The sequence below is a fragment of the Faecalibacterium sp. BIOML-A1 genome (genome assembly GCF_009679715.1).
Taxonomy (GTDB): domain Bacteria; phylum Bacillota; class Clostridia; order Oscillospirales; family Ruminococcaceae; genus Faecalibacterium; species Faecalibacterium taiwanense.
Genome location: NZ_WKZJ01000016.1, coordinates 1 through 18,902 on the forward strand (window position 1 = coordinate 1; position 18,902 = coordinate 18,902).

17 protein-coding genes and 1 other annotated feature are annotated in these 18,902 nt (G+C 58.3%); of the genes, 8 read left to right on the plus strand and 9 right to left on the minus strand.

The features are described from left to right. Nucleotides 1–360 precede the first annotated feature (360 nt). From GKG36_RS13235 to GKG36_RS13265, 7 genes are all read right to left on the minus strand, one after another. On the minus strand, nucleotides 361–1,032 hold the full coding sequence (locus tag GKG36_RS13235; RefSeq protein WP_097776626.1) for a sigma-70 family RNA polymerase sigma factor: 672 nt from the start codon (nucleotides 1,030–1,032) through the stop codon (nucleotides 361–363). A 27-nt stretch (nucleotides 1,033–1,059) separates the two neighbouring features. Then, the gene (spoIIAB, locus tag GKG36_RS13240) at nucleotides 1,060–1,494 is read right to left on the minus strand and encodes an anti-sigma F factor (protein ID WP_005945484.1); all 435 of its coding nucleotides are present in this window, start codon (nucleotides 1,492–1,494) and stop codon (nucleotides 1,060–1,062) included. Between the two features lie 3 nt (nucleotides 1,495–1,497). Then, the gene (locus GKG36_RS13245) at nucleotides 1,498–1,815 is read right to left on the minus strand and encodes an STAS domain-containing protein (RefSeq protein WP_005945481.1); all 318 of its coding nucleotides are present in this window, start codon (nucleotides 1,813–1,815) and stop codon (nucleotides 1,498–1,500) included. 96 nt (nucleotides 1,816–1,911) lie between these two features. Further along, nucleotides 1,912–3,177 carry a folylpolyglutamate synthase gene (locus tag GKG36_RS13250; protein ID WP_154261145.1) on the minus strand — a complete coding sequence of 422 codons (1,266 nt, stop codon included), beginning with the start codon at nucleotides 3,175–3,177 and terminating at the stop codon, nucleotides 1,912–1,914. A gap of 3 nt (nucleotides 3,178–3,180) precedes the next feature. Next, nucleotides 3,181–3,693, minus strand: a complete 513-nt coding sequence (locus GKG36_RS13255) for a VanZ family protein (RefSeq protein WP_101956512.1) — start codon at nucleotides 3,691–3,693, stop codon at nucleotides 3,181–3,183. A gap of 1 nt (nucleotide 3,694) precedes the next feature. Continuing rightward, on the minus strand, nucleotides 3,695–6,400 hold the full coding sequence (locus GKG36_RS13260; RefSeq protein ID WP_154261147.1) for a valine--tRNA ligase: 2,706 nt from the start codon (nucleotides 6,398–6,400) through the stop codon (nucleotides 3,695–3,697). Between the two features lie 59 nt (nucleotides 6,401–6,459). Then, nucleotides 6,460–6,681: a binding site (T-box leader), on the minus strand. A gap of 190 nt (nucleotides 6,682–6,871) precedes the next feature. Beyond that, on the minus strand, nucleotides 6,872–8,659 hold the full coding sequence (locus tag GKG36_RS13265; protein ID WP_154261149.1) for a bifunctional homocysteine S-methyltransferase/methylenetetrahydrofolate reductase: 1,788 nt from the start codon (nucleotides 8,657–8,659) through the stop codon (nucleotides 6,872–6,874). Nucleotides 8,660–8,810: 151 nt separating this feature from the next. Between GKG36_RS13265 and GKG36_RS13270 the strand changes: the two genes are divergently transcribed. The 5 genes from GKG36_RS13270 (at nucleotide 8,811) to GKG36_RS13290 (ending at nucleotide 13,465) form a co-directional block, all read left to right on the plus strand. Further along, the gene (locus GKG36_RS13270; RefSeq protein WP_154261151.1) at nucleotides 8,811–9,416 is read left to right on the plus strand and encodes a GNAT family N-acetyltransferase; all 606 of its coding nucleotides are present in this window, start codon (nucleotides 8,811–8,813) and stop codon (nucleotides 9,414–9,416) included. Next, nucleotides 9,413–10,678 carry a GTPase HflX gene (gene hflX, locus GKG36_RS13275; protein ID WP_005945458.1) on the plus strand — a complete coding sequence of 422 codons (1,266 nt, stop codon included), beginning with the start codon at nucleotides 9,413–9,415 and terminating at the stop codon, nucleotides 10,676–10,678. The genes GKG36_RS13270 and hflX overlap by 4 nt, the downstream gene beginning before the upstream one ends. A gap of 532 nt (nucleotides 10,679–11,210) precedes the next feature. After that, nucleotides 11,211–11,651: an Lrp/AsnC family transcriptional regulator gene (locus GKG36_RS13280; protein ID WP_005945452.1), complete on the plus strand. Its 441-nt coding sequence runs from the start codon at nucleotides 11,211–11,213 to the stop codon at nucleotides 11,649–11,651. Nucleotides 11,652–11,802: 151 nt separating this feature from the next. Beyond that, nucleotides 11,803–12,360, plus strand: a complete 558-nt coding sequence (locus GKG36_RS13285; protein ID WP_154261153.1) for a DUF4358 domain-containing protein — start codon at nucleotides 11,803–11,805, stop codon at nucleotides 12,358–12,360. Between the two features lie 103 nt (nucleotides 12,361–12,463). Beyond that, a complete protein-coding gene (locus GKG36_RS13290) occupies nucleotides 12,464–13,465 on the plus strand; it encodes a glycosyltransferase family 2 protein (RefSeq protein WP_005945443.1) in 1,002 nt (333 codons plus the stop codon). A gap of 51 nt (nucleotides 13,466–13,516) precedes the next feature. On the opposite strand, the gene GKG36_RS13295 is transcribed toward GKG36_RS13290, so the two are convergent. After that, the gene (locus GKG36_RS13295) at nucleotides 13,517–14,431 is read right to left on the minus strand and encodes an Ice-structuring protein (protein ID WP_154261155.1); all 915 of its coding nucleotides are present in this window, start codon (nucleotides 14,429–14,431) and stop codon (nucleotides 13,517–13,519) included. 107 nt (nucleotides 14,432–14,538) lie between these two features. Further along, on the minus strand, nucleotides 14,539–14,880 hold the full coding sequence (locus tag GKG36_RS13300) for an ArsC/Spx/MgsR family protein (RefSeq protein WP_005945436.1): 342 nt from the start codon (nucleotides 14,878–14,880) through the stop codon (nucleotides 14,539–14,541). 115 nt (nucleotides 14,881–14,995) lie between these two features. On the opposite strand from GKG36_RS13300, the gene GKG36_RS14630 reads away from it, so the two are divergent. The 3 genes from GKG36_RS14630 (at nucleotide 14,996) to tsaD (ending at nucleotide 18,888) form a co-directional block, all read left to right on the plus strand. After that, entirely contained in the window at nucleotides 14,996–15,184 is a 189-nt protein-coding gene (locus tag GKG36_RS14630) for a ferredoxin (RefSeq protein ID WP_005945433.1), read from the plus strand. Nucleotides 15,185–15,303: 119 nt separating this feature from the next. Then, nucleotides 15,304–17,877: a DNA polymerase I gene (polA, locus tag GKG36_RS13310; RefSeq protein WP_154261157.1), complete on the plus strand. Its 2,574-nt coding sequence runs from the start codon at nucleotides 15,304–15,306 to the stop codon at nucleotides 17,875–17,877. Nucleotides 17,878–17,880: 3 nt separating this feature from the next. Then, nucleotides 17,881–18,888: a tRNA (adenosine(37)-N6)-threonylcarbamoyltransferase complex transferase subunit TsaD gene (gene tsaD, locus GKG36_RS13315; protein ID WP_005945426.1), complete on the plus strand. Its 1,008-nt coding sequence runs from the start codon at nucleotides 17,881–17,883 to the stop codon at nucleotides 18,886–18,888. The last annotated feature ends 14 nt before the right edge of the window (nucleotides 18,889–18,902 follow it).

The following is an 18,902-nucleotide window of genomic DNA, read 5'->3' on the forward strand; positions in this document are numbered from 1 at the left end:
ATTGTTTTTAGTGTTTTTCCAAACACTTAAAAGGTTCCTTACAAGTTTTTCGATATTGTTCAATTTTCAAGGTCCTGCGCGCCTCAGCCTTGCGGCTGAAAGCTCATTTATTTTATCACTTTCGTGATAAGCTGTCAAGCACTTTTTTGAATTATTTTTGAGTTTCTTGTGGAAGCTCATCGATTCTTCACGTTAGGACGTTCCTTCTGAAGTGTTTCATTCTGTCGGATGTCCGCCTGACAGTAATGTATTTTAGCACAGCCTTTTGCAAAAAGCAAGCATTTTCTTCATATTTTTCGCAAAAATCCGGCTTTTGGCTTTTTGCCCAGTTTTTTTCTTTTAATCTGGAAAGTATGACATCTAATCTTCTAAAAGTCGGCGGCGCAGCTGCACCAGTATCTTGCGTTCCCGCCGGGAGATCTGCACCTGTGTGGTATGCAGTACCTTTGCAGTTTCACTCTGGGTCTTGTTGCCATAAAACCGCAGGCGGATCAATTGCCTGTCCTGTTCCGGCAAAGCGTGAAGCACCTCTTCCAGACTGATACGTTCTGCCAATGCTTCTTCCGGAGATTCTACTGGAATATCCATCTGCCGGTCCTCTTCTTCATTTTCCGGGGTCAGGCTCATGGCGGGCTGTGCCGCCTGAATGGCAAGTGTGATGTTCTCTGTAGGTTCATTCAATTCTTCCGCCAGCTGAGAAAGGGTCGGCTCCGTACCGCACACTTTCATGTGATGCTCCCGTGCCGCCTGTACGCGCATTCCTAATTCTTTTAAGGAGCGGCTCACCTTGACTGTGCCGCTGTCCCGGAACAGCTTTTTGATCTCGCCTAAAATTACCGGCACTGCATAGGTAGAAAAGCATACGCCGCGGCTCTCATCAAAATTATCGCAGGCTTTTACAAGTCCCATGCATCCGGCACTGTACAGGTCATCGTACTCTATGCCCCGCCCGCGGAAGCGCCCGGCGCAGGCGTGCACCAGCCCCAGATTCTGCTCAATGAATGCGTCCCGCCGGGTCTTATCCGATACCATGCTCCTGCCTGCCTTTCCTGTTATGTATCATTCTCTCTGGGCCAGACGCTTGATGAGCAGCACCTTTGTACCCTTGCCGGGCTTTGAGATGACCTTGACCTTATCCATAAAGCTCTGCATCACCGCAAAGCCCAGCCCGGAGCGTTCCTCCGGGTTTCCGGTGGTGAACAGCGGTTCCATGGCCTGCGGGATATCCGGGATGCCGATGCCCTTATCTGCCACCGTGATGTGCACCTCCCGCCCGGGATAGACTGCAATGCTCATGGCCACCGGCCCGATGTGGTCCGGGTAGGCATGGACGATGCAGTTGGTCACCGCCTCAGACACTGCCGTTTTGATATCGGCCAGCTGCGGCACGGTGGGGTCGTACCGGGCAAGAAAGGCCGCTGCTGCGCCCCGGGCGTAGCTTTCGTTCACGCTGAGGGAATCAAACTGGATCTTTGTTGTGTTTTCCGCTTTCATGGTTTATTCCTCCTTCTGTCCTGCATCCGTGCAGGGGATGCGCGCCAGCTGCAGTACCTTTTCCAGCTGGGACGGTGTGTGCTGCACCCGCAGTGCCGTGCCCAGTGTGCGGGCAATGCGCTGCCGCCCCAGGATCAGCCCTACACCAGATGAATCCATAAATCCGACCCCGCCAAAATCCAGGATCATGGTCTGTGGGGCACGGCTGACCAGTGCATCATCCAGCTGGATGCGCAGGCTTTGCGCCGCATCGTGATCGATCTCGCCCGCAAGGTAGGCATAAAGCACATCGCCCGCCGGGCTGAAGCTTACCGTTGCCATGGTTTGTCCATCTCCTTTGCCAAAAATAAAAAGATCCCGTACACATGGTTTCAGTGTACGGGATCTTTCGTTTATTTTTTAGGGAAGCGTGTCGGCTCAGTTGTTCACCAGCAGTTCAGCCGCTTCCAGCGCGGCAGCTTCACCGCCGCAGACCAGCAGGCCGCGGCGGGTGTTGGCATGAGCCAGCTCCACTGCTTCGGCAATGCTGGTGCACATCTCGGCATCAAAATGATATTTTGCCTTTTCGGTCAAGCGGGCCGTCATCTCGTCATCGCCGCCTGCTGGGGTGACAAGATACACCTTATCAAAGGGGTTCTCACTCATGCCGGGCATGGTGGACTTATCCTTTTTCTGCTCTTCAGGGGTCAGGCCGGTCTCCAGTGCGGAGAAGAACGCTTCGGCTCCCTCCTCCTCTGCCAGACCGATGATGGCGCTCATATGGCGCACCTTGGCCATGTTGAGCACACGCAGCAAGGCCGCTGCCTGCTGCGGGGTGCGGCAGGCATCCAGAATGATGAGTGGGCGCTGCGAGATGACCCGGATGCTGCTGCGGTTCTCCACCGCAGCCAGACCTTCCAGAATGGCATCGTCGGTAATATCAAAGCCCTTGCGGCACAGCGCCAGCGAAAGCTCCACAGCCATGGCAGCGCTGCCCGCCGCATGACGGCCCAGAAAAGCCAGCGGCACGGTATATCCGCCGTAGTCCACCTTGCTGGCAAACTTTTCTGCCTCCAGAAAGGTGATATCCTCCGGGTCCGGCACCACCAGCTCACAGCCGCACTTGCCTGCGGCCACGATCAGCTCGCTGAGCACAGACTTGGGCTGCTCCGGCGCGGTGACGCAGATGCTTTCCTTGCGCATGACACCTGCTGCCAAAGCCGCAAGGCGCTCCACCGAGCGGCTCACACCGTCCGGGCCGACCGACGTGACGGCGCACACCGGCATGCCGGGCAGCGCTTCCGCAAGGCCCGCATCCGGCAGTTCCACCACGGCCAGCGTGCAGCCCGCTGCGCCAAAGCAGTTGGCCGCAGCGGCCAGCTCCGCTGCATCCTGCGGCAGGGCTTCGGCTGCGGAAAGGGCATCCGCAGTCAGAGCCAGCAGGCCCTCGTCCACCGGGGCATCATCGATGCAGATGCGCTCCGACAGCGGGCGGCACCCGGCATGGTACAGGCCGGCATGGATCCCCTGTGCGTGCAGGATGGCCGCAAGCAGACGGGCCGTCACGGTCTTGCCTGCCGTGCCTGCCACGCCCACGAACTGCACCTTCTGCACCGGCGCGGTGAACGCGGCGCGCAGCTGTTCGGTGGAGGCAAAACCGTCCGGCAGGGCGGCAAAATACTGATTTGCCTGTTCGATGGTCATTGGTTACTCCTTATTACGATGGTTGAACAACAATCTGCACAGCGCCATGAGCACCAGCGCCGTAAGGATGCCCGCCAGAACACCGGCTGAATCCAGCCACACATCGGTGACCTGACTGCTGCGTCCGGGCGAAAAGATCTGGATGGTCTCATCGGTCAGCGCAGTGAGCACACCGCCCAGCATGGGCACGCTGATGTGCCAGATATACTGCCGGGTATACACCCGCATACACAGCATGAGCAGAAAGCCCTCCAGCATATACTCGCAGAAGTGTGCCAGCTTGCGCACGATGTGGTCGGTCAGGCGCTGGGCAAGGGCCGGATGGCCCAGACGGCGCAGAGCCGCCTGCAGCAGAGTGAGCACCCGGCTGCTGGACACAGTAGACACCGAGGCGATCTTCATGGAATTGGAAAAGATGAACGCGATGCAGCCGATGAGAGCAAGGGTAAAGATCACCCGCCCTGCGGTCACCCACGGCGAAGTGCGCTGTGCGCTGCTGTTATATTCCCCGCTCAAATCAGCCCAGAGCCTTGATGCTCTGCTCGATGTTGGCCAGCTTATCCTGGCTCTTGGCGTACTTATTGCGGATATCCTCCACCAGTGCCGCCGGGGCGCGTTCCACGAACTTGGGGTTGTTCAGCTGGTTCGCGAACATGGCCATTTCTTTTTCGGCCTTGGCCTTTTCCTTGTTCAGGCGGGCCAGTTCCTTGTCGCGGTCGATCAGCTCCATCATGGGGATGAAGCCGCGGGCGGCGTGGGTGGACACCTGCACCATGCCGTCGGTGCTGCCCTCGTACTTCTCGGTAAAGGTCACGTCGGTGGCAAAGGCGAACTTTGCCAGATAGACCTGTGCCTTCTGGAAGGGTGCAGCGTCGGCGGTCTCGATGATCATGCTGGTCTTTTTGGCAGGGTGGACATTCATCTCGGTGCGCATGGTACGCACGGCCTTGATGTAGTCCATGACCTTTTCAAAGGCTTCCTCTTCATCGGCCCAGTTGTGAGCTTCGTCAAAGGTGGGCCAGCTCTGGGTCATGATGGTCTCGGCAGAGCCGGGCAGAGCCTGATACAGCTCCTCGGTGATGAAGGGCATGAAGGGATGCAGCAGCTTGAGGGCCTTGTCCAGCACATACACCAGCACACGGCGGGCGGTGTCGGCCTGCTCGGCATCGCCGGAGTTCAGGCGGGGCTTTGCGATCTCGATGAACCAGTCACAGTAGACATCCCAGATAAAGCTGTTGATCTTGGCGGCGGCCAGACCCATCTCGTAGTGGTCGAGGTTGTCGGTCATGGCACCGGCCACCTGATTCAGCTTGGTGAGCACCCACTTGTCGCTCATATCCAGCTTGTCCTCACTGGGCAGGCCCGGGGTAAAGTCCTCGGGCAGGTTCATCAGCACAAAGCGGGTAGCATTCCACAGCTTATTGGCAAAGTTGCGGGCAGCCTCCACCTTCTTTTCGATATAACGCATGTCGTTGCCCGGGGTGGAGCCATCCACCAGCATAAAGCGCAGGGCATCTGCGCCGTACTGGGCAATGACTTCCAGCGGGTCGATGCCGTTGCCCAGACTCTTGGACATCTTGCGGCCCTGACTGTCGCGCACGATACCGTGGATGCAGACCGTGCTGAAGGGTGCCTTGCCGGTGTAGGCCAGACCGGAGAAGATCATGCGGCTGACCCAGAAGCCGATGATGTCGTAGCCGGTAACGAGGGTGTTAGTGGGGTAGAAATACTTGAGGTCTTCGCTCTCTTCATTGGGCCAGCCCAGCGTGCTGAAGGGCCACAGAGCGGAGGAGAACCAGGTATCCAGCGTATCGGGGTCCTGCGTGAGCTTTGCGCTGCCGCACTTGGGGCAGGCACAGGGAGCAGACTTTGCCACCACGGTCTCGCCGCAGTCGTCGCAGTACCATGCCGGGATCTGATGGCCCCACCACAGCTGACGGCTGATGCACCAGTCGCGGGTATTCTTCATCCAGTTCATATAGTTCTTGGTGAAGCGCTCGGGCACGAACTTGATCTCGCCCTTTTCCACGCTCTCGATGGCGGGCTTTGCCAGCGGCTCCATCTTCACAAACCACTGCTTGGACACCATGGGCTCAATGGTGGAGTGGCAGCGGTAGCAGGTGCCCACCTCGTGCTTGAGGGGCTCGATCTCCTTCAGGAAGCCGCCTGCTTCCAGATCGGCCAGAATGGCCTTGCGGGCCTCGAGGGTGGTCATGCCGGCATACTTGCCGCAGTCCAGCACCTCCGGCTCATTGATGGCGTTCTTGCCGGCGGCGAACAGGGCATCGGCAGCAGCCTTGTCGGCAGCACCGGTCATGTGGCCGTCGTAGGTGAACACACGCACGATGGGCAGGTCGTGGCGCAGACCCACTTCAAAGTCGTTAGGGTCGTGGGCGGGGGTGATCTTGACCACACCGGTGCCCTTGGTCATGTCGGCGTGCTCGTCGCACACAATGGGGATTTCCTTGTTCAGCAGGGGCAGCACCACATGGCAGCCGTGCAGATGGGCATAGCGGGGGTCATCGCCGTTGATGGCAACAGCGGTATCGCCCAGCATGGTCTCGGGACGGGTAGTAGCCAGCTCCAGCATCTCGCCGGTCTCCTTGACCGGGTACAGCAGGTGCCAGAAGCTGCCGTCCTTCTCCTCGTACTCCACCTCGGCATCAGAAATGGAGGTGTTGCAGTGGGGGCACCAGTTGACCATGCGGTTGCCGCGGTAGATCAGGCCCTTGTCGTACAGGCGCACGAACACTTCCTTGACAGCCTCGGAGCAGCCCTCGTCCATAGTAAAGCGCTCACGATCCCAGTCGCAGCTGCTGCCCAGCTTCTTCAGCTGGCTGACGATGCGGTTGCCGTACTTGGTCTTCCATGCCCAAGCGCGCTCCAGAAAACCATCGCGGCCCACCATCTCCTTGGTCAGGCCCTCGGCACGCATGGCCTCCACCACCTTGGCTTCGGTAGCGATGGATGCATGGTCGGTACCGGGCACCCACAGGGCGGCATAGCCCTGCATCCGCTTGGTGCGGATGAGGATGTCCTGCATGGTGTTATCCACCGCATGGCCCATGTGCAGCTGACCGGTGACGTTCGGGGGCGGCATGACGATGGTGTAGGGTTTCTTGTCGGGGTCTGCCTTCGTGTGGAAGTAGCCGCCGTCCAGCCAGAACTGGTAGATACGGTCTTCCACCTGGCTGGGATCATACTGTTTTGCAAGTTCTTTCATAGGGTCCTCCCAGTAAAAAATGATGAAGTGGGACGAAAAAAGCCGTCCCACGGAACGTTCCATGGGACGGCTGTAATAACCGCGGTACCACCCAAATTGCGCAGAGCATCCTGCGCCCCTTGATGCCCCGGTAACGTGGGACAGCTCCGAGAGCGGCTTGCTCTTCAGCTCACCGCTCCTGCTCCAAAGTGACAGCACACCGCCGGGCCATACCGGGTTTTCAGCAGCCCCCGGCTCTCTGGATGGCAAAAGCGATGCACACTCTTCTTCAACGCATTTATAAAAAGAATATAGCGTTTTTTGTGCGATTTGTCAATTACTTTTTCTTCAAAAGAATTTATCCCGCTGCATCTTACGGTTTAGGCCTTATTCGTGAAAGCGCGTTTGGAGTGGCCCACAGGCCACGACAAACGCAAATATAAAAAATATTTTTTCCGCTATCAATGGCCAGAGCAAACGCATCGGCCATTTTCAATCCGCGATTCCTTCATCCTTCAGCCTTGCAATGAGCCGCTCCATCAGGGCGATGCGGTTGAAGGGGGTCATCAGGTAAAAGCCGTCTGCATAGGGCGCTGCGGCCTGCGCGGCCTTCACCGAGACTTCCAACCCCAGCTCTTCGCCCTGCGCACGGTCCAGCCCGGCAAAGCGCTCGATGATCTCAGCATCCACATGGATGCCGTTGACCTCGTTCTCCATAAAGATGGCGTTGCGCTGGCTCACCACCGGCATGATGCCGGCCAGAATTTTCGCCTTTTCGCCCAGCGTTTCGCGGGTCTTTTTCAGGTTCACCACCGCCTGTGCGGAGAGCACCGGCTGGGTAAGGAAGCCGCTCATGCCATTTTGCAGCTTTTCCTGTGCGCGGCGCAACTCCACATCAAAGTTGCGGGCGTTCAGGTTCAGCGCACCGAACACGGTGAGGGGCGAGGGCATCTCCCGGCCCTCCCCTGCCAGCGAGACGATGTACTGCGCCAGCTTGCGGGAGTTGAACTGGTACACGTTTTTCACTTCGTCCCGCTCCGCGGTGGGGATGGGGTCGCCGGTGATGGCCAGCACCTCCCGCACGCCCTCGGCGTACAGGCCCAGCAGCAGGGCCTTTGTGGCGTTCAGATTGCGGTCGCGGCAGGTCATGTGGGGCAGCACGTTCAGCCCCAGCTCCCGGTGCACCCGGCAGGCCACCAGCGAAGAATCCATCCGTGCCCGGGCAATGGGACAGTCCGCAATGGTCAAAAGGTCTGCACCAGCAGCCTGCAGGCGGCGTGCACCGTCCAGATAGCCGGTCAGGTCGGCATCCTTGGGGCTGTCCAGCTCAATGGCGATCACCTTTTTGCCCGTGTTCAGCTTGCGCAGAAAGGCATCGTCTTTTTCCACCTCCGGCTTTGCGGCAGTGGAGACTGCTGCTGCCGGGGCTGCAGGCAGTGTTTCCGGCAAGGCATCCAGTGCCGCACGCAGGGCCGCAATGTGGGCAGGCGTAGTGCCGCAGCAGCCGCCCAGAATGCGCACACCCTCGGCAGCAAGGCGGGCCAGCTCCCGTGCAAAATATTCCGGCCTGCCCTGATACTGCACCCGGGTGCGTGTGACCACCGGGTAGCCCGCGTTGGGCATCACTGCAAGCGGCAGCTCTGTCTCGCCAAGCTGCTGCACCAGCGCACGCATGGCACCGGGAGCAGAAACGCAGTTCAGGCCCACAGCATCCACTGCACCGCAGGCAGTCATGCTGCGCACAAGCTCTGCGCAGTGACGGCCCTCGCGGGTGTAGCCGTCCGGCAGCACTGCAAAGGACACCAGCACAAAGGCATCCGGCACTGCTTCTTTGATCTGCCGCGCGGCTTCGGCCACACCGGCATCGCTGCTCAGCGTCTCAAACAAAAAGTTCTTTGCACCCAATGCGGCAAACCGCTCGGCAAGGGCCGTATAGATCTGTGCCGCCGGGAGTGCCTCGGTGTCCGGGGCCGGGCCAAGATCGGCAAACACGGCAGCGCTGGTCTTTGCAGCGGCCTGTGCAGCCAGTTTCCAGCCTTCGTCCGCCATGGCCTCCCACATGGGGTTCTGCGCTGCTGCCATGCGCGGCAGGCCGAAGGTGTTGGTCTTGATAGCATCGGCACCCGCTTCCAGATACGCGCGGTGCACGGTCAAAATGCCGTCCGGGTCCAGCAGGTTTGCCTGCTCACATTCCTGCCCGGGCTTTGCCTTATAATATGTACCCATGCCGCCATCGAACAGCAGCGGGCGCTTTTTTAAAATTTCACGCACATCCTTCATGAGGGAGTTCTCCTTTTTCCTACAAAAACGCTTGGCTTTCAGTTTAATGCACAAATGCCGTCCGGTCAAGCGTTTTTTCACGGCGGCGCTTGCAGGAACGCAAAATTTGTGCTATCCTATGCATACTTTATAAAGTGGGGAGGTGTGTGCCATGCGCCATGCCGGAACGCAAACGCTTGAGACCGACCGGCTTTTCCTGCGCCAGCTTCTGCCCGAGGATGCCGAGCAGATGTATACGAACTGGGCATCCGACCCGGAAGTGACCCGCTTTCTGCGGTGGGAGCCGCACAAAAACGCGCTGGAGACCGTAGGTCTGCTGGCGGCATGGGCCACCCTTTACCCGAACCCGGACTACTACCAGTGGGCCATTATGGAAAAGGCTTCCGGGCAGGTGTTTGGCAGCATCGGCATCTTCGATGCTCTGCTCGGTGACCCGGCACAGAAAGCGCTCTGGCCGCAACAGGACTGCACAGACGGTATCTGGGAAGCAGGCTACTGCATCGGGAAGCACTGGTGGAACCATGGTTTTGCAACCGAAGCTTTAAAAGCAGCAGTAACCTACTGGTTTGAGAATACAGACGGCGGCTGGCTCACCTGCTGCCACGCAAAAGAGAACCCTGCCAGCGGCCGGGTGATGGAAAAAGCCGGTTTTGTGTACCACCACGACACCGTTGATCACAAGTTTGACGGCACACCGGTGGAGTGCAGAAGCTATCTGCTGACAAGAGAACGATATAACAGAAAGGACTTACTTTGAGCGAACTTTACGATATTTTGGTAGAAACACCCCCGACGAAGGTCATTCTGCTGGCGCTGGATCAGGGCCTGTGGGACTGCGAGCGCAGCCTTGCAGAGCTTTCCGCCCTGTGCGAAGCAAACCACATGGAAGCCGTGGCACAGGTGACCCAGAAGCGCCAGACCCCAGAGACCGGCATCGTGCTGGGCAGCGGCAAGCTGGAGGAAGCATCCCTTGCCGCCGAAACGCTGGGCGCGGAATGCGCCGTATTTGACGGTGAACTGACCGGCAGCCAGATCCGCAACATCTCCAATGCGCTGGGCGGACTGGAAGTGATCGACCGCACCATGCTGATCCTTGAAATTTTCCGTAGCCGCGCCGTCACCAACGAGGGCAAGCTGCAGACCGAACTGGCCCTTCTGCGCTACCGCCTGCCCCGTCTGCAGGGCATGGGCGAAGCGCTCAGCCGTCAGGGCGGCGGTGGCGGCGGCGGCGGTGGTGCCCGCCGCGGTGCCGGTGAGACCAAGCTGGAACTGGACCGCCGCCATGTGCATGCCCGCATCGATGCGCTGGCTGAAAAGCTGGCCGAAATGGAAAAGCGCCGGGGCGAGAGCCGCAAGGCCCGTGCCAAGACCGGGATGCCGGTGGTCAGCCTTGTAGGCTATACCAACGTGGGCAAATCCAGCCTGATGAATGCTCTGTGCGGCCCCAGCGTAGCGGAAGCGGACATGCTGTTCGCCACACTGGACCCCACCAGCCGCAAGCTGATACTGCCCAGCGGCATGGCGGTGCTGCTGGTGGACACGGTGGGCTTTGTGTCCCGCCTGCCCCACAATCTGGTGGAAGCCTTCAAGTCCACGCTGGAAGAAGCGGCATGGTCGGACGTGATCATCCGTGTGGCAGACGCAGGCGATGAGCAGCGGGAAGAGCAGCTGGCCGTCACGGACGAGGTTCTGGACGGGCTGGACTGTGCGGACATCCCCCGCCTGACCGTCTACAACAAGTGCGATAAGCCGGGTGCCATGAGCTTTGACCCGGACATCCTGCTCACCAGTGCCAAGACCGGCTACGGTCTGGACACCCTGCTGGCAAAGCTGGACGAGGTGCTCAGCGACCGGGTGCACACCTTAAAGGTGCTGCTGCCCTACGATAAACTGGGCCTTGCCGCCCCCATGCGGGAGCGCGGCAGCGTGCAGGTGGAGGAATACCGGGAGGACGGGCTGTATCTGGAGGGCATCGTCAAGACGGAAGACCTGCACTGCTTTGAAGGGTATCTGGTCTGATAGGCGTACACGATCTAAATCGCCTCCGCTGTGCTCCGGCTATCATCAGCGGAATAATATTTTGAGATAGAACAAGCCCGGAAAGTCCGCAGACTTTCCGGGCTTGCATTTTCACGGGCGGGGTCGCAGCCGAAAGCAGCTGCTCTATGGGTCGAGTACATTGTCTGCCACTGCTTTTTTCAAAAAGAAAAAATCCCCAACAAACACAAAAACCCGCCTGGCAGCGGGCTTTTGTGTATAGAGGGGTGGGAAAGTATATAAAGTGGTGAATCTCAAATTCAAAGCGGCAGGCGCTTTCTGTTCTGCGCTGCCTTGCATGATGTATTATACCCCTTTTTGTTTTCTTGTCAAACAAAATTTTCCGGTTTTGCTTTAAATTAAGTCTTTACTTTTTCGGTAAAACTTTATATAATTAACGCAAAGCAAAGCAAAAGCAAAATTTTTTGACTTTTGTATGTTTGCACCAACAATAAAACTTTACTTTCAAAAAATTTTATACAATCCAACATATTTTCAAAAAGGAGTATTCCCCATGGATGATCTGGATCGTAAGATTCTCTCCCTGCTGGCAAAGAACGCACGGATGCCGGTCAAGGAGATCGCCGAGCAGGTATCGCTGACCAGTCCTGCCGTTTCCAGCCGCATTCACAAGCTGGAAACGGATGGCATCATCAGCGGCTACACCGTCACCCTGAACCGCCCCGCTGACCGGATGTATGTGGATGCCCTCATCAGCCTTTCGGTAGCACCTTCCAAGCAGGATGCCTTTCTGGAGCTGCTGCAAAGCAGCAAGGAAGTGCTGCAGTGCTACCACGTCACGGGTGCATACACCTTCCTTGTCAAGGTGAGCTGCGGCAGCATGCCCCAGCTGGAACACCTGATCCTGCAGTTCCAGAAGCTGGGCACCACCAGCACCCAGATCATCCTTTCCACGCCGGTGAACCACGGCGAGCTGGATGCCCTTATGCTGTAACGCTGTTCATAAAATGGTTACGTTTGCGGTGCAATTCTGCCGGGGTGTTCTTTCGTATTATGGATAGCAGGCGCAAAACAGCACACAATAGCTTCAAAACCGCTGCGCCCGCTTTCACACGAAGATTTTCACACACGAAAGGATTTCACTTATGAAACGTATCATTGCTTCCCTGCTTGCCGGTCTGTGCCTGCTTGCTCTGGTGGGCTGCTCTGCCGGCAGCAAGGCCGACTCTTCCGCCCCGAAGGACTACTCCCAGATCATCCACGATGCCCGCACCGACGAGGACAACGAATACGATATGATCTTTACCAAAGGTGAGGACGGCAAATTCACCGCCATCGACGGCTACAGCGCCGAGTATGAGGCCGACCAGCTGAATGACGAGCTGAAAGACATCGTGTTCCCCCTGCTGGGCCTTGAGGACGGCAGCTACGAGAGCTTTGCTGCCTCTGTTTCCTCCATGATGGTGCGCAGCTACGCCGTTGCCATCGTAAAGCCAGCCGAGGGCAAGACCGATGCCGTGAAAGCCGCACTGGAAGCCTATGTGCAGAGTGAGCAGCAGTCCATGGAGCACTACCTTGAGGATCAGTATCTGGTCGCCAAGGCGGCCACCGTCACCGTAGCTCCCACCGGTGAGGTGGTTCTGGTGTGCGCCGAGGATCACGACACCATTCTTTCCAACATCGAGAAAGCCCTTGCCGCATAATTTTTGCCCTGCCGAAGCCGCATCCTGCCGGGATGCGGTTTCTTTTTGTGTGCAGATATGCTATACTGTTCCCGTGAACTTGCACTGAAATACAGGAGTATTTATGTATAAAGCGACTATCGTGATCCCGAATATCAACGGCAAGGGCTGGCTGAAGGATTCTATCGAGTCGGTCTATGCCCAGACCGAACAGAACTTCCGGCTCATTGTGGTGGACAACGGTTCCACCGACGAAAGCCTGGAGCAGGCCCGCAGCTATTGCAGCCGCGAAAATTTCACCCTCATCGAAAACGGCACCAATACCGGCTTTTCCCATGCAGTGAATCAGGGCATTGCGCTGGCGGACAGTGAATATGTGGTGCTGTTCAACAACGATGCCTTTGCCGAACCCCAGTGGCTGGAAGAGCTGATCCGCACCGCTGAGACCGACCCGAAAATCTTTGCAGTGCAGAGCCTGATGATCCGACACTTTGACCGGGAGCTGGCCGACGATGCCGGCGATTATGTCACCTGGATGGGCTTTGCCTGCAAGACCGGCGATGGCCGCCGCGCAAGCCGCTACACCCGACAAAAGCGCATTTTCTCGGCCTGCGGCGGTGCGGCGCTCTACCGCAAGAGCATTCTGGACGAGATCGGCAATTTTGACGAGAACTTCTTTGCCTACTTTGAGGATGTGGACCTGAGCTGGCGCGCCAACAATGCAGGCTATAAAAACCTGCTCTGCCCCACCGCCAAGTGCTACCACATCTGCGGTGCCAGCACCGGCGCGGTGAAGTACAACGCCTTCAAAAGCCAGCAGAGCGGCCGCAACAGCATCCTGCTGCCCCTCAAGAACGAACCGCTGCTGATGCTGATTTTAAACTTCATCCCGCTGGCCGTGGGCTACCTGCTCAAGTGCTACAAGTTCCACAAACAGGGCTTTGGCGAGGCATGGGACAAGGGGATGCACGAAGCCTTTGCCCTGCTGAAAAGCGGCAGGCTGGGCAAGCGGCCTTTCCGCCTGAAGGATCTGCCCAACTACATCCTGATGGAGCTGTGGATGATCTGGAACATGGTGCCGTACCTGTGGTACCGGCTGGTGATCGTAAAATTTGACCTCAAATAAAAAATACCGGATACGAAGCATCTGCCTTGTATCCGGTATTTTTGTTTTGTATTATGCCGCCGGGCTGGCTGTGCTTTCGTCCGCCTGTGCCTCGGTGCTGTCGGCGGGCTGTTCCTCCGCCTGTGTATCCACGCCCTCGTCTGCAGCGGTGCTGTCTGCCTCAGCCGAAGCAGAATCTGAACCGGCTGCTGCAAGAATGGCATCCTGCACATCGCTTTCTGCCATGGGTTCCGGCACATTCGCGGCCGGTGTGCTTTCCGTGCTCTCGGCCTTGGTCTCGCTCTCGGTCAGGCCGGTGAGATACCAGCTGCCGCTCTGGCGCTCGAACAGATAATCCATGTACTTGGTGGGCGTATCCGAAGAAACATTGATGATGCTGTCGTCCGTGCTGGTGGTGGGGATATAGCCCACGGTCACATGCAGCTTGCCGCTGCGCTTGAACAGCTTGGTCACGACTGCGCGGTAGTAGCCCACCGTGCCGGTGACCGGAATCTTATAGCACTGGGTGGCATCGTCAAACTCGATGGTCATATCCTCCATCTCAAAGCTGCGGTGGGTCAGCTTGAAGCCGGGGCCAAGCAGCTTTGCAAGGTAGGCATCCACATCCAGCGAGGGCAGCAGCAGCTGTTCGGTGTCGGGGTCGGTATTGTAGTTGTCAAAGCCGCCCTGCGTTTCCTGAATGCTGTAGATGCACCCCCACACCGCAGCTTCGCGCAGAGTCAAGTCGTCGATGTTCTCAATGCCGTCAAATGGCATGGGGTCAAACAGCACAAGCCCTTCCAGCTTATCTTCATATTCCTGCTTTTGGGCGGTATCATCGAACAGGTTCGCCACCGCGCCCACACCGGCCCGCAGCACGGTAACAAAGCCCACGATCACCAGAATGGCAACCAGAAGGCCCAGTGCCTGCCGCCCGCGGCGGCGCTGCATCCGGGCATGTTCTTCAGGGGTAATATAATGTTTCATAGTTGTTTTATCTCCCAGGGTTCTCAAATGCTACAGTGTCCAGTATACCACATACCGGCCCATTGTGCAAAACTATGCCCGTGGTTTTTTTGTGAAAAGCGCATTCCTTATTCCCATGTCTTCCACACATCGGGCTGGTAGCCCACGGTGGCCTTGCGGCCATTGCGTACAATGGGCGTTAAAAACAGCTGCTGGTTCTCAAACAGCTTGTCCTCCTTCTGCCAGTCCACCAGTGCGTCCAGAAGTGCAAGGGTCTGCTTGTCCTTCGCATTGGGGTCCACCAGCTTTTCCCAGCCGCCAAGAGCGCGGGCCACGTTCTCGAACTCGCCGCGGCTCATCTCTTTTTCCTTGAGGTCGATCATCTGGAACTTGATGCCGCGCTCCTTGAAATAGCGCTGGGCCTTTTTGGTATCAAAGCATTTGCTTGTGCCAAAGATCTGAATATTCATGGTCTGTACCCTCCTGAATTTTTATTGTACCACATCCTGTGCCCTCTGCATAGGCATAATTCGCAGCCGGATGGGCCATACTGCCCGCAGGGCATTATCAGAAGGAGGTTTTTCTATGAACGCATATGTTGACCCTGATCTGTGCATTGGCTGCACCCAGTGCGCCGGGCTTTGCCCCGCCGTGTTCCAGATGGAAGGCACGCTGGCCGTGGCCCAGCCCGGGCCGATCCCACCGGAGGAGGTGCCGCAGGCTGTGGACGCAGCCAACGCCTGCCCGGTAAGCGCGATCCGCATCGAGGAGTAAGAGGGAAGGCCGTCAACCATGTTGGCGGCTTTCTCTCTTTTTTACGCAAAAATCCCCCGCTGGGCACGGTTTTGTGGTATAATGCAGAATGTGTAATAATGCAATGGAGGAACACGACTATGCGTTTACTGGTCATTGACGGCAACAGCATTGCCAACCGTGCTTTTTTTGGCATCAAGCTGCTGACCACCAAGGACGGACGATACACCAACGCCATCTATGGCTTTCTGAATATCCTGCTCTCCCTGCTTAAGGAGTGCGAACCCGACGAGGTGGCTGTTGCCTTTGACCTGAAGGCTCCCACCTTCCGCCACAAAATGTACGATGGCTACAAGGCCACCCGCCATGGCATGCCCGAAGAGCTGGCCCAGCAGATGCCGGTGCTCAAGGAACTTCTGGCAGACCTCGGCTACCGCACCGTCACCGCCGAAGGCTGGGAAGCGGATGATATTCTTGGCACGCTGGCCGCTGCCTGCGCCGCCCGAAAGGACGACTGCTTCCTTGCTACGGGAGACCGGGACAGCCTGCAGCTGGTCAGTGACACCACCACTGTGCTGCTTGCCGCCACTGTCATGGGACGCAGCAAGACGGTGACGATGGACGTGGACGCCATTCAGGAAAAATACGGCATCCAGCCCAGACAGCTCATTGAGGTGAAGAGCCTGATGGGCGATGCTTCGGATAATATTCCGGGCGTGAAGGGCATTGGTGAAAAGACCGCCCTGACCCTTGTGCAGAACTTTGGCACGCTGGAAGGCGTGTACGAGCACATCGACGATAAGCTCATCAAGCCCAAACAGCGGGAACATTTGCTGGAATGCCGCGAGATGGCCCAGCTGAGCCACACCCTTGGCACCATCCGCACCGATGCACCCATCGACACGGCCGAGGGCACCTATGCCGTGGGCGAGGGCAACAAAGCCGAGGCCGTGCGCCTTTTGCAGGAATTGGAGATCCACTCTCTGATCCCTCGCTTTGGACTGGACGGCATTGCACCTGCCGCCCCGGAAGAAGAGGACGGCATCGAGCTGGCTGAAGCAGAGCTGGAAGCCCTGCCGCTGGCTCCTTCCGGCACCTATCTGGTGGCATCGCGCCCGGCCGTGATGGGCAAGCAGGGCACCCGCAACGTGGTGCTGCAGCCGGAGAGCTGGTACGCCGTGCAGGACTGCACCGTTTACCCGCTGGAGAATGCCGACCTTATGCGCCTGCTGGACAACGCAGACGTAACGCTGGAAGTGTTCAATGCAGCGCCCCTCTATGCCAAGGCCATGGCCGCAGGCGGCTGGGGCAGCAGCATCGTGTGGGATGGCAAGCTTGCCGCCTACCTGCTGGACGCTTCTGCTTCCAAGTATCAGATCAGCGAGCTGACCGCCAGCTACCGCGCCGCTGCTGCCTTTACCTGTGCCGATTACCCGGATGCAGGCCGCCTTGCAGACCTGTTCTGCAAGATGAAGGCCGAGATCACTGCCTGCGGAGAGGACAGCCTTTACAATGAGATCGAGTTCCCGCTGGCACAGGTGCTGGCCGATATGACCCGCACCGGTGTGCTGGTGGACAAAGACGGCATCGAGCAGTTCGGCGTAAAGCTGCGCACTGAGCTGGAGCAGGTGCTCACCCGCATCCACATGGAGACCGGCAGCGCCAGCTTCAACCCCAACAGCCCCAAGCAGTTGGGCGAAATGCTGTTTGACACCATGGGCCTGCCCCACGGCAAAAAGACCCAGCGCGGCTGGTCCACGGATGCCGAAACACTGGAAAGCCTGCGGGATTACCCGCTGGTGGAGGACATTCTGCAGTACCGCGCCTACCAGAAGCTGAACTCCACCTACGTGGAGGGCCTTTTGAAGGTGATTGGCGAGGATGGCCGCATCCACTCCACCTTCAACCAGACCGAGGCCCGCACCGGACGGCTTTCCTCCGATAACCCCAACCTGCAGAACATCCCCATCCGCACCGAGCTGGGCAGCCAGCTGCGCGCCTACTTTATTGCAAAGCCGGGCTGTGTGCTGGTGGATGCCGACTACAGCCAGATCGAGCTGCGCATCCTTGCCCACATTACCGGCGATGAGCACATGCAGCAGGCGTTTTTGAACGGCGAGGACATCCACCGCAGCACCGCCGCAAAAATTTACGGCATCCCGCAGGAAGAAGTCACCTCCCGGCTGCGCTCTTCTGCCAAGGCCATCAACTTTGGCATCATGTACGGCAAGGGCGCTTACAGCCTTGCCAAGGATATCGGCGTGAGTGTGAAGGAGGCAGATGCCTTCCTCAAGAACTATCTGGCCGCGTTCCCCAAGGTGAGCGGCTACATGGATAAGACCATCGCGGACGCCAAGGCCGTGGGCTATGTATCCACCCTGTTCGGCCGCCGCCGTGCTCTGCCGGAGCTGGCAAGCAGCAACTTCAATGTGCGTTCCAGCGGCGAACGCATGGCCCGCAACACCCCCATTCAGGGCACTGCGGCCGACGTGATCAAGCTGGCCATGGTGCGGGTATGGAAGCGGCTGCGGAACGAAAAGATGGAAAGCCGCCTGATCCTGACCGTCCACGATGAACTGATCGTGGAAGCACCGCAGGCTGAAGCCGAAAAGGCTGCGCAGATCCTGCGGGAGGAAATGGAAGGCTGCGTGCAGTATGCCGTGCCCCTGAGCACCGATGTGCACGCAGGCAAAAACTGGCTGGAGGCCCACTAAAACATGATTATTTTGGGAATTGAATCCACCTGCGACGAGACCGCCGCAGCTCTGGTGGAGGACGGCCGGCACCTGCTGAGCAACGTCATTTCCACCAGCGTAAAAGAACAGGCTCTTTACGGCGGCGTTGTGCCGGAGATCGCCAGCCGCCGCCACTGCGAATTTATCAGCGCTACGGTCAAAAAAGCCCTGCTGGATGCAGGCAAGACCATCGACGATGTGGATGCTGTGGCCGTCACCTTTGCGCCGGGCCTCATCGGTGCAGTGCTGGTGGGCGTGAATTTTGCCAAGGGTCTGGCCTACTCGGCCAATAAGCCTTTGGTGCCGGTGCACCACCTGCGCGGACACATTGCCGCACTGTACCTCACCCACCCGGAACTGAAGCCGCCCTTCCTCTGCCTTGTGGCATCCGGCGGCCACAGCCACATTGTGGAGGTGCAGGACTACACCCATTACCACATCCTTGGTCACACGGTGGACGATGCCGCCGGTGAAGCCTTTGACAAGGTGGCCCGCACGCTGGGTCTGCCCTATCCCGGCGGCCCCAGCGTGGCCAATGCCGCCAAGACCGGCAACCCCAAGGCCTATCGCCTGCCGGTGCCCCATGTGGACGGCAAGTACAACGTGAGCTTTTCCGGCCTGAAAACCGCCGTGCTCAATGAGGTGAACAAGGCCCAGATGAAGGGCGAAGAAATCAATGTGCCCGACCTTGCCGCCAGCTTTCAGGACCGCATTGCGGGCATTCTGGCCGAAAAGCTGCTGCTGGCCGCAGCGGACACCGGCGCAAAGCAGGTGTGTCTGGCAGGCGGCGTTGCCGCCAACGGACGGCTGCGCCAGCTGGTGAACGACGGTGCCCAGAAGCTGGGTGCAAAAGTTTATCTGCCGGAGCTGAAATTCTGCGGTGACAACGGCGCTATGATCGCGGCGCAGGGGTATTACCAGTACATTGCAGGCCACACAGCGGGCCTTGAACTGAACGGTCTGCCCACTTTACCCATCGACTACGAATAAGCAGTAAAAAAAGA